We start from the raw sequence: 14439 nt of genomic DNA, 5'->3' as shown, positions 1-14439 counted from the left end.
GAATGGTGGGCTGAAGAATGCTTGCTCTGAAGGAGGTAGCCCATGTCTGGCATAATTGTATCTATTAAAGACCTTGTTGTACGGGTGCAGTTCGATGCCGACCCGCCGGAAATAAACGAGCTTGTTGTCGCTGACAATGAGAATAAAACAGAACTGCTCGTCGACCATTTAGAGGTGGGGGGTATAGCTTTTTGCTTGAATGTGCGGACAGATCGTACTCTGCTGAAGGGTGATACGGCTCAACGAGCCGGCAGGGGCATAGAGGTGCCGCTTGGTAAACCGACAATCGGTCGGATTTTGAACGCACTGGGTGATCCGCTTGACGGCCTGCCCGCAATTGGCCCCGACGAAGCAAAGCGAAAAAACATAATGAAGTTGCCGCCACGTACTAGTAATTTTTCAGTTGCAAAGCCCGAGATACTTGAAACTGGTATAAAAGTTATCGACTTTCTGACACCGTTCGTCAAGGGGCGTAAAATCGGCGTTATCGGTGGTGCGGGCGTGGGCAAAACAGTGACCACGATGGAGCTTATCAACAATACCGCAAAAAGCGACGGAAGTCTTTCGTTCTTTGCGGGCATTGGGGAACGTATTCGTGAAGGGCACGAACTATGGGACACGCTCCGCGAAAACGACTTGCTTAAAAATACTGTGATGTTTTTTGCTCAGATGAATGAAAACCCTGTTCAGCGCTCACTTGTCGGCATTTCGGCAACTGCCGCCGCCGAATATTTTCGTGACGACCAGCACCAGGACATTCTCTTCTTTGCCGACAACATGTTCCGCTATATACAGGCGCGTAACGAACTGAGCACCATTCTCGACCAAGTACCGAACGAAGGTGGCTACGAACCGACGGTCTTCTCAGACGTTAAAGTTCTGCAAGACCGTTTGAGTTCAAACGAAAACGGCTCAATAACCTCAGTGCAAACAATCTATGTTCCGGCAGATGATATTTCGGATCCTGCGGTGCAATTTATTCAGCACGAAATGGACTCAATCATCGTTCTTTCTAGAAAAGTCGCCGAGCAAGGTATTCGTCCGGCAGTTGACCTCTCGCTTAGCAGCTCAAGTCTTCTGACGCCAGAAATTGTTGGCGAGCGACATTATATGCTCAGTGTGCAGGTGCAGGGGCTGCTACAGAAGTACGAGTCGCTCAAAGGCATCATTGCTATCATTGGTGAAAACGAACTTTCCCCAGCTGACCGCGCCGACTACGCCAAAGCAAAAAAACTCATAGTCAATTTTTCACAAAACATGAATGTCATGACCAAGCACAACGGCATACCGGGCGACTTCTTTACTCGCGAAGAAACACTGAAGAGTATTGAGGAGATTATAGTTTAACATGGCAACCAATCAAGGTGATGGGCAGGGCGAAGCAGCTGAGCACAGTAGCGCTCAAGGCGTAACAACTCAAGCAACTTATGGCCACATGTTTGTCAAGGTGTATGCTCCCTACAAGGTGTATTTTGAGGGTCAAGCCATAAGCATCAGTGCCCAGAACCAGACCGGTCCTTTTGACATTCTGCCACATCATCACAGCTTTATTACCTTGCTTGTTCCGTGCGACATTGTGGTGCGCACCGACAAAGACGAAGAAAAAATCCGCATCCAAAACGGCATTATGCACGTAAAGTCTGACAGCGTTGTCGTGTTTTTGGATGTCTAAGCACGCGGTCTTATGACGGTTATGGTATAGTATTCAAAGAGAGTGACTGCTATGTATCAGTACAACAAACGCACACACAAACACACAAAATTAAAACGAAGAGTGATATGGATTTCTTTGGCTGTGCTCTCTATTGGCATAGTGTATGGGTTGTTCCAGCTACGGATTGCACCAAAGCAAGATGTCAGAAATCCCTCATCCCTCAGCAATGCATTTAAAGCTAGCACAGAAGAAAAAGTAACTTTTAGTAAACCCGAGCTCCAGTTTGAAGCGACTTCTGGCTGGAAAGAAACACCAGTTCCACAGTCAGACATCAGCCCTCGGTATGTCTATAAGAATGTAAAAAATGCACAAATTTTAGAGATATATCTGAACAATCCACCCCAAGGACGTGCCGTCAATAAAGTAGTTGTGGTGCGAAGCGAAGATGGTGCGCTGACTCATGATGCTGTTTCTGATAACTGTGTGACTTTCACTGACAGCAATAAGAAAAACCTCCAAACGGGGATTAGCCCTGCCAAGTGGCAGCAGGTTGATTTCTTGTGTGACATGGCGAATCACAGCCGTGCGGTGGTAGGAGCAATATCTAGCGATGGCCTGAACACTATTCTTGTTACTACCGCCAGCGGCAAGACGTATAAACTGTTCTTTACATACACAGACAACAACATTAACCCCGATTACAATACGTTTTACGATATTCTTACTAGCATGACATTTCGGTAGCCTAGAGCCGGGCTTTAGAACTCAGAGCTTACGCCTAGTTCGGGTTATTCTACAATGAAATAATCAAAGCCAAAGCTGGCATTTGCAGGGGGGGTGTTTGCGGCACAGACGCTAAAACTCGATGTTGAGCGATTGACGTAATAACCGACCAAACCAGCGTTAGATCCTACCGGTGTGGCGATGACATTTGGCGTTGAATTGTACTTTTGGGTGAAGTTAAGCGTTGCGAAACAACCAGCTACCGGCCCTGAGCCAGTGTTTATGTTTATACTGCCAGCCGTATCTGAACCGCTAAGCGCAACCGTGCCACCAGCGCCTAAGGCTGTTCCGTTATCTCGGTCGGGTGTTGATCCGCCAATGATGATGTGCCGTGTAAGCGTTAAGTTGCCGTTGAGCTGCAGTGCATTTACCGTTATTGCCGGAGCTGTGAGCGAGCCGCTAAACGTACCGCCACCAGCGACGCTCAAACCTTTCTGCACCGTAAGCTGTCCTTGAACAGAAATGTCGCCTTGAACAGTAAGGTTCTTATTGACTTGTATTTGCTCAAAAATACTGTTCCCAGACACAGTAATCCCTGGTACGCTGAGGCTACCGCCGACCTGAATAGGGCCAGCCACCTCCAAGCTATCGCGTATAAGTACTTTACCGGCAAAAACTGCGTTACTTTGCACACTCAACACCTGTTTTGGTTGTCCGACCGTTACGTCGCTCGTAGCAAGTTGCTTCAGGGTATCTTGGCTAAGAGACTGAGTTTGTACAGTACTCTTCTCTTGTTTTTTGCTCGCAAGGTAGGTGACTAAAATGATGCCGCCAGCGATACAGAGCAGCAGTAAAAATAGCAGAAAATAGATATTGATTTTTTTGCCGAAGCGCTGAAGCATTGGCCCTTTTTTTTCGTCAGAGACAGGGGTGTCATCTATTTTCCCCGTGCTGGAGGCGTCGTTTTCGAGACTGTTGTCATCGACCGTTGACTCTAGTGGGCTTGTGTCATCAGCTGACTCAAGGCTGCTGGAACCTGGAGCGGCCAAATTCTCGTCATTTTGCTTTTCATTGTCTTCTGCCATATATTTCTCTCGTGCTTATGCTTACTGTTATCATACCTCACTAGCTCAGTAAAAGGAATAATAATGTTGCAGTATTTGCGTCAAACTGCAAAATGGGAGAAAATAAACACGAGTATTATGAAACGCAAAAAACACATGCTTGCTTGGTTGTCCCTCACTGCTCTGTTTTTTGGCGTTTTGTTTCAGGCTAGTGTAGCGTTCGCACAGTGCGCCACCAACCCGGATCAACAGGCCTGTAGCGGCAACCAGTACGGGGTAAGTGAAACATTCTTTGGAACGGGTGGAGAGCTAAATGCTTGCTCAGGGAATCAGTATTGTGCAAAACAGTCAGCCGGTGAACTGACAGTCGGTAACACCAAAGGAACCGCCTACCAAGCACAGGCAGGGTTTAACACAGACCGCACTCCTTGGCTCGAAATAGACCTCACAAAAGCAGGCGTTAACCTGGGAGATATTAGCCCCTCGACGACAGGGTATGACTACGCTACCTTCACTGTTAAATCGTACCTTGCTCACGGCTATGTAGTACAAATTCATGGGTCGGCTCCTACAAATGCTGGCCATGAAATCACCCCCCTTAGTGTTGCAAGCACAATTGCGACTGGGACTGAGCAGTTTGGTTTAAATCTGCGCAACAATGCAACACCAAATGTTGGAGCCGATCCTGTGCAGCAACCGGACGGTACATTTTCGTTCGGAACGTACGCAGCCACTTACGGTACAGCCGATAACTTCAAATATGTCGATGGTGATGTTATTGCCGAGTCCCTTAGCAGCTCGGGGTACACTGACTATACAATCTCATACATTATGAACGTTACTGAAATCACACCTGGTGGCACATATACCACAAACCAATCGCTTGTTGCGACATCGACGTTTTAACAAACCGCCCCTAGCCATGGCCGCAATCAAAGGAGCACTTATGATTAAGTGACTCCAGCTCGGTGTGTAGGTACGGCTGTTAGCGTCTTCAGGCGCTTGGCGAGGGAGAGCGAAGCCTTCAGGAGTAATTTTGACACTCAGGCATTAGCGATAAGCAGTACACGATTATCATCAAATGACTGGTGTAGAGTGGCGGGAATATTATTTATGACAACGATTAGTATTATTTCTTACAACAATACTATCATTTTATCTGTAAGTACTATTGCATACAACAAACCAGGATGATACATTAGTGATGTAAATATTAACTAACTCTTTACAACAGAAGGAGAAATAGACATGAATATCAACTATAATGCACTTCGGCGCCCAGCGGCCGCACTTTCGGCGCTGGCGTTAGTAGTTGGTGCAGCAATGCCCGTGCTGCTGACCTCAGTTGCGTCTGCAGCGCAAATGACCTACCGCTCAATCCAGCTGAGCGATTCCGGTCCCAGCGGCAACGCCAACATCCCTAGTGGTGTCGGTAGCGGTACGAGCGTTGCCTATAAAATTAAGTTCACAACAGCAGCCGCCGTGCAAAGTTTTGTTGTCGATTTCTGTAGCGCATCGCCGCTCATTAACGACAACTGTACGGCCCCAACAGCCCTAGACGTTTCTACCGCCAGCCTAACGGCAAACGGTACCTGGTCGCTCGGTACACTTACGGCTGGTCATTTGGAGTTTACAAACACTAGCTCGCAATCTGCCGGTGCTTTCACCTTTGAAGTTACGGGCATTACAAACCCAAGCACGCTCGGATCTTTCTACGGTCGTATTACTACCTATGCAAACGCTACTTACGGCACTTACGCTAGCGCAGCCAGCACTGGTAACTACGTAGATTACGGCGGTGTCGCCATGAGCACGGTTAACACTATCACCGTTACCGCCCGCGTCATGGAGCAACTGTCACTCTGTACCTCAGGTGGTGTGGCCGTTACAAACGCCAATAACTTGACAGCTGCTGGCTCATGCGGCTCAGCAACAGCCCCTGCTATTACACTTGGTCCTTCACCGGACTACGTCCTGGGCTACACCGGAGCTACCCCATCCTCAGCAAATATCTACACGCAGCTTTCCACAAACGCCTCACAAGGCTATGCCCTGTACCTACGTGCCGCGAACACAAGCTGTGCAGGTGGTAATGGTGGCCTCAGCCGAGACGGTGGTACTAACTGTGAAATACCTCCCATTAACTCTGGTGCTGCAACATCCATTGCTTTCACAAACAATACAGCTGAATTCGGTGCCTTCGTAAGCAACGGCACGGCCGCAACTGGCGGTACCGGCGCAAACACCGCAGTCGCTCGTTGGTCTGGCGCAGGCAGCACATACATCATGGACACTGCCACAGCCAATGACAACGTCATCAGCACCTACGGTAGTAAAATAGCTGAAACCAGTGGTGGAAATCCGAAGCAGGCTGACAGCGTAAACAACACCATTACGTTTGCGGCAGTTGCTTCTCCGATTACTCCAGCCGGTATATATAGTCAGAATTTTAGCCTGATTGGCGTGGGTACGTTCTAGCCGATTGCGAGTTTCGACTCGAACTAGTTATCCACAGCCTCCAAGCCCCTTTCTTGAAAAGGGGCTTGTTTTTTTAAACACAAGCGTGGTATAGTTCTGAAGTTACTACTAAAATAAACAAAATTAAGGAGATATAATGAGTATTACTCGCAACTCATTTAAGCGCCCAGTCGCCTTGTTTGCAGCTGCGGCGATACTTGTTGGAGCAGTTGCTCCCGTGTTCGTTACCAATCAAAAAGCCTCAGCCGCCCAGCTGACCTTCCGCTCAATCCAGCTGAGCGATTCCGGTCCCAGCGGCAACGCCAACATCCCTAGTGGTGTCGGTAGCGGTACAAGCGTTGCCTATAAAATTAAGTTCACAACAGCAGCCGCCGTGCAAAGTTTTGTTGTCGATTTCTGTAGCGCTTCGCCGCTCATTAACGACACATGTACGGCGCCAACAGACCTAGATGTCTCTACCGCCAGCCTAACGGCAAACGGCACCTGGTCGCTCGGTACACTTACGGCTGGTCATTTGGAGTTCACAAATACCAGCTCGCAATCTGCCGGTGCTTTCACCTTTGAAGTTACGGGCATTACAAACCCAAGCACACTCGGATCTTTCTACGGTCGTATTACTACCTATGCAAACGCTACTTACGGCACTTACGCTAGCGCAGCCAGCACTGGTAACTACGTAGATTACGGCGGTGTCGCCATGAGCACGGTTAACACTATCACCGTTACCGCCCGCGTCATGGAGCAATTGTCGCTCTGTACCTCAGGTGGTGTGGCTGTTACAAATGCCAATAACTTGACAGCTGCTAGCTCATGCGGCTCAGCAACAGCCCCTGCTATTACACTTGGTTCTTCACCGGACTACGTCCTGGGCTACACCGGAGCTACCCCATCCTCAGCAAATATCTACACGCAGCTTTCCACAAACGCCTCACAAGGCTATGCCCTGTACCTACGTGCCGCGAACACAAGCTGTGCAGGTGGTAATGGTGGCCTCAGCCGAGACGGTGGTACTAACTGTGAAATACCTCCCATTAACTCTGGTGCTGCAACATCCATTGCTTTCACAAACAATACAGCTGAATTCGGTGCCTTCGTAAGCAACGGCACGGCCGCAACTGGCGGTACCGGCGCAAACACCGCAGTCGCTCGTTGGTCTGGCGCAGGCAGCACATACATCATGGACACTGCCACAGCCAATGACAACGTCATCAGCACCTACGGTAGTAAAATAGCTGAAACCAGTGGTGGAGATCCGAAGCAGGCGAATAGTGTCAATAACACCATTACATTTGCGGCGGTTGCTTCACCTACAACGCCAGCTGGTATCTATTCGGAATACTTCAGCCTTATTGGAGTCGGTACGTTCTAAAGATACCTCAGAGGAGATATAATTCATGCGCCTGAACCGGTTGCACACCCTAACTGGAATCGGTCTCGTAGCGGCCTTGTTACTAAGCGTAACAGGGCCGCTGCCCTTATCAACTGTTGTCGCTGCCAACCTGGCGAGCAGGCAATTGCAAATTTCTGAATCAGTAGCAGGCAGCTCGTCTCGCTACAAGATAAGTTTATCCGGGCAGTCAGCTGGTCTTGTCGGTTCAGTCCGGTTACAACTGTGCATTGAAGACCCGTTTCCTGGAGAACCGTGCAGCGGTCCAGCTGGGCTTAGTTTCCTCGGCGCCGCGCTTATTGCACAAAGTGGTATGACTGGGTTTAGTATTCACCCGAGTACAACAGCCAACGAGCTTATTTTAACGAGAGTACCGGGTGCGAGTATTCCAGGTCAAGTTGTGTTTGAGATTGCGTCTGTTATTAATCCCTCAGCGGCAGGAACGTACTATGGCAGGCTTGAAACCTTTGCGAGTATTGACGCCACGGGGCCTCGCAAAGATGGATCAGGCCTAGCGTATGCCATATTGCCGGCCACGGTCAGTGTGCAATCGGTTGTCCCGCCGTATCTGCTGTTTTGTGTAGCCAACACCATACAGGGGCAAGATTGCAACACTGCCCAAGGAAATTACATAGACTTTGGAGATTTTGCGCCAAGCCGCACGGCATCGGCAAAGACGCAGTTTATTGTTGCCACAAACGCCGACTTTGGCTTTACGGTTGTCGCACAAGGTACAACTTTAACCTCCGGCATCAACACCATCCCGGCGCTCGCTAGTCCAGATGTCTCCAGAACGGGTGTTTCGCAATTTGGACTCAACCTTAGGGCAAATAGCGCGCCCAGTGTTGGCCAAGAACCGGAAGGCATGCTGATTTCATCTGCTATTGCTCCCAGTTATAACCAACCCAACTACTACATGTTTAACAATGGCGATACACTAGTCCAAGCGATCAACCCAGACATAGCAAAGTATACTATTTCCTACATAGTTAATGTTTCTGCTAACCAGGCGCCAGGCGTGTATGTGAGCACGTTTACCTACATAGCAAACGCCACATTTTAGCCGGATACGCATATCACACCAGTCAGCCTAAAAACGGACTAGTTACGCGGCTTTAAAGTTTACGAAGGACTACAAAACACCACAAAGCACCACAAAGCACTTTTGTAAACGGTTACGTTTCTGGTACCATAATGGAGATAATAAGAAAAAAAGAGGGAAATATGCGTTATACGTTACGATTTACAGCGATACTTCTGGCGCTCACCACTGTTTTTAATATAGCAATTCTTGCGCCACAAGCATTTGCGCAGCAAAAGGACGCGGCAAGTGGTTTGCGCGTTTCGCCTGTTAGAACCGACTTAGTGATGGCGCCAGGCAGCGTGCGTACAGTAAATGTCACGGTCAATAACATTACTGGCGCCGAGACGGAATATCAAGCAGTTATCAACGATTTTGTTGCCGGCAAAGACGAATTCGGACAGCCAGCACTAATCCTAGATGCCGACAAATTTGCGCCGAGTCATAGTCTAAAGCGTTACATAAGTCCTCTGACAAATGTTACTGTGCCCTCCGGCAAGTCCAAAACAATAACCGTGACAATCACAATTCCTAAAGATGCTGCCGCTGGTGGCTACTACGGCGCAGTGCGATTCCTGCCTGTATCAGGTAAGCAGGGGCGCAATATTACGCTTGCAGCCAGTGTTGGCTCGCTTATGCTCGTGAAAGTGCCCGGTGACATCATAGAAAACATGAAGCTGACTAGTTTTGATGTTCGCACAAGCGAAGAAGCAGACAAAGGAAGCTCATTTTTCACCTCCAATAAAAACCTCTATGCTGTTGCGCGGTTTACCAACAACGGCAACGCGCACGAGCAGCCATTTGGTAAGGTTGTCTTGAAAAAAGGCGGAAAAATCGTCCAAACAGTGGAAATAAACAGCAGCGAGCCAAAGGGGAATGTTCTACCAGATAGCGTCCGCCGATTTAGCGTCAAGCTTGATAAAGTCGGCCTGTGGGGTAAATACACTGTTGAGGGCAACTTTGGCTATGGTGCAAACGGCCAGCTCCTCAGTGGTAAAACTAGCTTTACGGTGATTCCGCTGACTTTCATTATTATTGGGCTTCTACTTTTGGCGGGGCTAATCGGAGCAATCATTGGCTTGCCAAGGGCAATCAAGCGCTACAATGCAAAGGTTGTGCGAAAGGCAAATCGTCGGTAAAAAAAGTAGCTCAAAGGCTATGACTTGTTCAAAGTTTCCGTTATGCTAAAGGTAAACATGAGCGCGAAAGTATGACACTAAAACGAACAATACGCATCCTTCCTTTTCTCATACTTAGCATTCTGCTTTGCATCAGTTTGGTCGCCCCGGTCTACGGTCAGTTGGGAAGCCCTAACCCCACCCAATCGGGCACAACCGGCTTACAGGGTAAGATTCCAAGTCCTGCTCCAACAACGCCGGCGACAATATCGTCACCAATATCAGGCCGGACATTTGACGCTATCCCGATAACGGTGAGTGGTCTCTGCAAGACGGGGCTGCTAGTTAAAATTTTTAGCAACGACATTTTTATTGGTTCGGCCGATTGTGCAGGGGGGAGCTACAGTATCCAGGTAGACCTATTTGGCGGCCAAAACGACCTAATTGCGCGGGTGTACGATGCTCTTGACCAAGCTGGTCCAGACAGTAACAAAGTAACGGTGACGTTTCAGGATAATCAGTTTGCAGCCTTTGGTCAGCGAATTAGCCTCCTAAGTAACTTGGCAAAACTCGGCGCGCCGGTTGGGCAGTCTCTAACATGGCCAATTATACTCAGCGGCGGTAGCGGACCGTATGCCATCACCGTAGACTGGGGAGATGGCACTGCTGCCGACCTAAAAAGTCAACCGTTTGCGGGGACGTTTGATATCACTCATACTTACAAATCAGCAGGTATTTATAGGGTTGTCGTTAAAGCAACAGATGTTACCGGTGCCACTGCATTTTTGCAGCTTGTCGGTGTTGGGGCAGGGGATGTTACGCAGAGTACTACAGGCAGCAAGGGTGGTACAAACGGTGGCGGCACGACAAAGGTCGTTTATATCTGGTGGCCGCTACTTTTCATGCTGCCGCTACTGCTTGCAATGTTTTGGGTTGGTAAGCGCTACGAATTATCAGCCATTCACAGGCAGCTCGAGGAACAGTCTCGCATGTACGGCAACGAAATTCAGAGGTAAGGCTCGCCCTACGGCGCCCAGACACTGTTTTTTCCTGATGAAAAAACTTTTTAACTCTGTATCATAGGTAGTATGAAAGTCCATCACGCATTTCGCACTTTGAGTCCATGTGCATTTTCTCCTCGAAGCACGGAACGAGCCGTACTTAAGGTAAGGCGAGAGGGTACTGGAAAGGAAAAATGTGCAGGAGTTTAAAGAAGCCAGCAGTGTTGACGGCTCTGCCGGCAAGCAGGCTGGCTGGTGCGATATGCGTGTATTTGTTGGGTTGAGCGGGGGGGTAGACAGTTCGCTCACAGCGGCATTGCTTGTCGAGCAGGGCTACGATGTCACTGGGGTGTATATGAAGAATTGGAGTCAGGATCTGCCTGGCATGAAATGCCCCTGGCAAGAAGACTACCAAGATGCCAAGCGTGTCGCCGTGCAGCTGGGCATACCTTTTAAACTTTATGATTTTGAAGCGGAATATCGTGAAAAGGTGGTCGACTACATGCTTGATGGATACCAGCGTGGTATCACGCCGAACCCAGACATTATGTGCAACCAAGAAGTGAAATTTAAGCTGTTTCTAGAAGCGGCTCTCGCTGATGGAGCCGACATGATTGCTACCGGCCACTACGCCCGAGTAGTGCCCAGTTCGGCGGCGCCCAACGCGGCCTCACTGCATATGGCTGCAAATCTTGACAAAGACCAGACCTACTTCCTTTACCGCGTTACCAAAGAGGCGCTCGGACGTAGCCTCATGCCAATCGGCGAGTTTACGACAAAAGCAGAGGTGCGCGCAGAGGCCGAAAAACGCGGTCTCGCAACAGCTCGTAAAAAGGATAGCCAGGGGATATGCTTTGTCGGCAAGGTGGGTATAAAGGACTTTCTGTTGCATGAACTTGGCGAGCAGCCACACGGTGATATCCTCGACCAAAATTGTGTTCGTATTGGCGAGCATGACGGTGCCATCTTTTATACTATTGGGCAGAGACAGGGACTTGGGGTAGGCGGTGGTCTGCCATACTATGTCACTGGCAAAAACATGGCAAAAAACGAGGTGTATGTTACGACCGACCTGCAAGATTCAGGTTTATGGTGCGACACACTACACCTGGCTGAGCTGCATTGGATAAACGAACCGCCTCAGCCGGGTAAGACGTATCAGGTCAGGACACGGTACCGAGCTGAGCTTGTTCCGGCAACATTCACCCAGGATGACCAAAATAACAGAGGCGAGCTTCACCTGGAGCAAGCTGTTCGCGCTGTTACTCCTGGCCAGTCTGCCGTCCTTTACGACAACACGCGCGTCCTAGGCGGCGGCATCGCCACCTAGCGGTGAGCATTTAACTAACAACCCGGTGTAAGCACCTTTCATAGCGCCTTAAGGCGCGGGTAATTTAGAGTAAAATATACAACAAACCAAAGAAGTTGTGCTTACAACTTGACGGGCTATTTATTGCCTGCTACCATAAGCGAGTACTACTTATAATAAAAAGTACAAAACCACACATAAACAATAAACAGAAATAAAATATGAAAAAAAGCTCTCTCTCAGTTCGCTGTATGGCGAAAAAACGTCTTATCCTGCTGGGGTACGGGCTTTTCGCCCTGAGTTGGCTGCTGCTACAGCTCGCCGCTACACTCGTTTACGCGCAGGCTCAAGAAGAACGTATTGCTGCAAAGCCATTTGTTGCTACAAACATTGGCGGTATGGGAGTGACAAAAGACAGTAAGGGGGTTGCTTATGCGGTAACAATGCCCGCAGGCATAAATGCGCCGCTGCAAATAATTAACTTACAGACAATGAAGCGTGTTTACTGGGAAGAGCAACGCAAAGACGGCGCTTACGTCAGCGCCGAAGCCTACGCAACTCTGCCAAATCGACATGTCTTTATTGGCACGTCGACGGGGTTTGTTTACGATGTAGATCCAGACAAGCTGACCGTCATCGAACAAACTGTACCAGCGGTTAGCGGCCTTTCCTTTGGCACTGCTACTACAGGAGGCGACCCAACCACGGTGTATGTTACCGCTAGGGCAACTGGCGGTGAGTACATATATGGATTTAACCCCGTCACGGCGGACTGGCGTCAAGTTGGTCAGGTGCCGCAAGCCAGCGGTTTAGCCTACTACGACAACAAGCTCTTTACTGGCAGCAGCGCTAGCCCATCGATATCGGTATTTGCGGCATCTGGCGGTTCCGGGCAACAGCTGAGTCTAGCGGGTTTACCTACCGGTACAACCAGCTTAAAAGTAGATGCCATCTCCGGAGAGTATCTTTACGTCACAGCAACCGGAGTGAGCGCCCAAACATTGGCCTATAACCTTAAAACGTTGCAGCTAGTAGACAGCCAACCCGTTTTTGGACGAGTATCGCTACCATTTCCGCTACCAAAGCCAGCACCAGCGCCAGTAGTATCGGAAAAACCCGTAGCGCAGCCGGAACAAATCACGCCGCAACAAGTGCCCCAAACCGAACCTACCGCCAACCAACCGCCTACGCAGTCTCAAACGGGTACCGTTACTACCCAGAACGGCAACCAAAACAGTACACGTACGGCAGAGACAAAACCGGATGCACCGTCACAAACGACTCCAGCGCCAGCGAACGCGGTGCCAGCCCAGGCAACCCAAACCCAGCCAACTGTAGCGGTTGTGCCCGAAGTTGTGCCGTCACACATCTACTACGGAGCGCTCAAGCAGTATGACGCGGCTGTGAAGTCGACCACCAGTTTTGGCACTGACCATGCTTTGCAACCAGTTAGCGGAAACTGCTGGATAGACGCTACGCGCTGCGTAGTCTACAGTCCAGAAGGCAGACTAGGCATTGCTCGGTCTACGACCCGTAAGGTTGAGGTGGCAACACCTTCGCCACTAGTAGGGGGCTATCAGCCGGTTTCGGCGTTGGTAGTCGCGCCGGACGACACGGTGTACGCCGCCGCGAGTACGACTCGTGCAACGACGCTTCAGCTTGACCGTGACAAAACAACACTCCGGAAAATGATTGCGAGTTCCCGTGGTGCTACAACCGCTCTACTGCCGTCAGGAGCAGGTGTTTACGCCGGTACGAGCGAGGGCACCATTGCCCGGTATGATCCAAGTCATGAAACGAGTACGCCCAGGTTTGAAAACAGCGTATCAGTAGGCGCTGGGAGTGTGACAACACTGGTGCAGGCAGGGAACAAGCTGGTTGCGTTTGGTCTCAGCCAAGTGGGTCAAACGCCAAGTGCAGCGCTAGGGCTATACAACACCTCCACAAACAGAGTCGAAGTCTCGGCTCAGCCAATACTGACCGATCAGGTGCTTGCAAGTGCTGTGTTTTTGGGCGGAACGGTTTACGCTGGTGGCTCAGTGCCACAAGCGAAAGAAACTAGTTCAGGTGGGGCGACGCTCGTTGCGTTTGACATAAACAGCCGCAGCGTCACTGCGCGCCTAACGCCAGTGCCTAAAGCAAAAAGTATCTCAAGCCTTGCCGTTGGGCCAAACGGACATTTGTACGGCGTTGCCGGTAACACTTTGTTTGAGCTAGACACGGTAACAAAAACCGTGGTTCAGACGAAAGCATTTTATGACACCGCTGCTCCGGGAAACCTTGTTTTCCACCAAGGCGAGCTTTACGCCTCTGTGAGCGGTAAAATCATGCAAATACGTCTTAGTGACTTTCATGACACCGTGATTGCAAGCGGTTCACAGGTTGCAATCAATAGCATGGGCGATCTCTATTACGCCCGCGACGGCGCATTGTACCGTATTGTCGCAGAGCGGCAGGCAGTGGCCGGCGCAAGTACCGAAGTTTCTAACGCCACTCCGTTACTATCACTCGTTGATTTTCGCATTGGCGCCAGCTCGGCACTCCTGGTACTTATGCTCGTGGCACTCCCCATCCTTAAACTGCATCTTCGCCGCCCAACTTACAGCATCCACCGTTAGCATCAC

Annotated in this window: 12 protein-coding genes; 11 read left to right on the top strand and 1 reads right to left on the bottom strand. The window is 49.8% G+C overall.

Going from position 1 to position 14439, the window contains the following annotated elements:
• The first annotated feature begins 42 nt into the window (after nt 1-42).
• Genes IPL85_00680 through IPL85_00670 form a run of 3 tightly spaced genes read left to right on the top strand, consistent with a single transcriptional unit; the run spans nt 43 to nt 2398 of the window.
• Nucleotides 43-1347: a F0F1 ATP synthase subunit beta gene (locus IPL85_00680; GenBank protein QQS19965.1), complete on the top strand. Its 1305-nt coding sequence runs from the start codon at nt 43-45 to the stop codon at nt 1345-1347.
• A gap of 1 nt (nt 1348) precedes the next feature.
• A complete protein-coding gene (locus IPL85_00675) occupies nt 1349-1672 on the top strand; it encodes a hypothetical protein (protein QQS19964.1) in 324 nt (107 codons plus the stop codon).
• 51 nt (nt 1673-1723) lie between these two features.
• Complete coding sequence (locus IPL85_00670) at nt 1724-2398, top strand: hypothetical protein (protein QQS19963.1); 675 nt, start codon at nt 1724-1726, stop codon at nt 2396-2398.
• 44 nt (nt 2399-2442) lie between these two features.
• Here IPL85_00670 and IPL85_00665 read toward each other — a convergent pair whose 3' ends face one another.
• Nucleotides 2443-3462: a hypothetical protein gene (locus IPL85_00665; protein ID QQS19962.1), complete on the bottom strand. Its 1020-nt coding sequence runs from the start codon at nt 3460-3462 to the stop codon at nt 2443-2445.
• A gap of 117 nt (nt 3463-3579) precedes the next feature.
• On the opposite strand from IPL85_00665, the gene IPL85_00660 reads away from it, so the two are divergent.
• The 8 genes from IPL85_00660 (at nt 3580) to IPL85_00625 (ending at nt 14433) form a co-directional block, all read left to right on the top strand.
• Nucleotides 3580-4347 (top strand): hypothetical protein, encoded by a 768-nt coding sequence (locus tag IPL85_00660; protein QQS19961.1) that lies wholly within the window; start codon nt 3580-3582, stop codon nt 4345-4347.
• A gap of 342 nt (nt 4348-4689) precedes the next feature.
• Nucleotides 4690-5919 (top strand): hypothetical protein, encoded by a 1230-nt coding sequence (locus IPL85_00655; protein QQS19960.1) that lies wholly within the window; start codon nt 4690-4692, stop codon nt 5917-5919.
• 136 nt (nt 5920-6055) lie between these two features.
• A complete protein-coding gene (locus IPL85_00650) occupies nt 6056-7288 on the top strand; it encodes a hypothetical protein (protein QQS19959.1) in 1233 nt (410 codons plus the stop codon).
• A 25-nt stretch (nt 7289-7313) separates the two neighbouring features.
• On the top strand, nt 7314-8369 hold the full coding sequence (locus tag IPL85_00645) for a hypothetical protein (GenBank protein ID QQS19958.1): 1056 nt from the start codon (nt 7314-7316) through the stop codon (nt 8367-8369).
• Nucleotides 8370-8530: 161 nt separating this feature from the next.
• On the top strand, nt 8531-9526 hold the full coding sequence (locus tag IPL85_00640) for a DUF916 domain-containing protein (protein ID QQS19957.1): 996 nt from the start codon (nt 8531-8533) through the stop codon (nt 9524-9526).
• Between the two features lie 71 nt (nt 9527-9597).
• Nucleotides 9598-10521, top strand: coding sequence for a PKD domain-containing protein (locus IPL85_00635; GenBank protein ID QQS19956.1), 924 nt, complete (start codon nt 9598-9600; stop codon nt 10519-10521).
• Between the two features lie 247 nt (nt 10522-10768).
• A complete protein-coding gene (gene mnmA / locus IPL85_00630) occupies nt 10769-11836 on the top strand; it encodes a tRNA 2-thiouridine(34) synthase MnmA (protein ID QQS20417.1) in 1068 nt (355 codons plus the stop codon).
• A gap of 230 nt (nt 11837-12066) precedes the next feature.
• The gene (locus IPL85_00625) at nt 12067-14433 is read left to right on the top strand and encodes a hypothetical protein (protein QQS19955.1); all 2367 of its coding nucleotides are present in this window, start codon (nt 12067-12069) and stop codon (nt 14431-14433) included.
• Nucleotides 14434-14439 lie beyond the last annotated feature (6 nt).

The sequence above is a fragment of the Candidatus Saccharibacteria bacterium genome, from assembly GCA_016699955.1.
In the GTDB taxonomy this organism is placed as follows: Bacteria; Patescibacteriota; Saccharimonadia; order Saccharimonadales; family UBA4665; genus JAGXIT01.
Note: the sequence above shows the minus strand (reverse complement) of the source record. Positions and strands in the feature narration are given on the sequence as shown.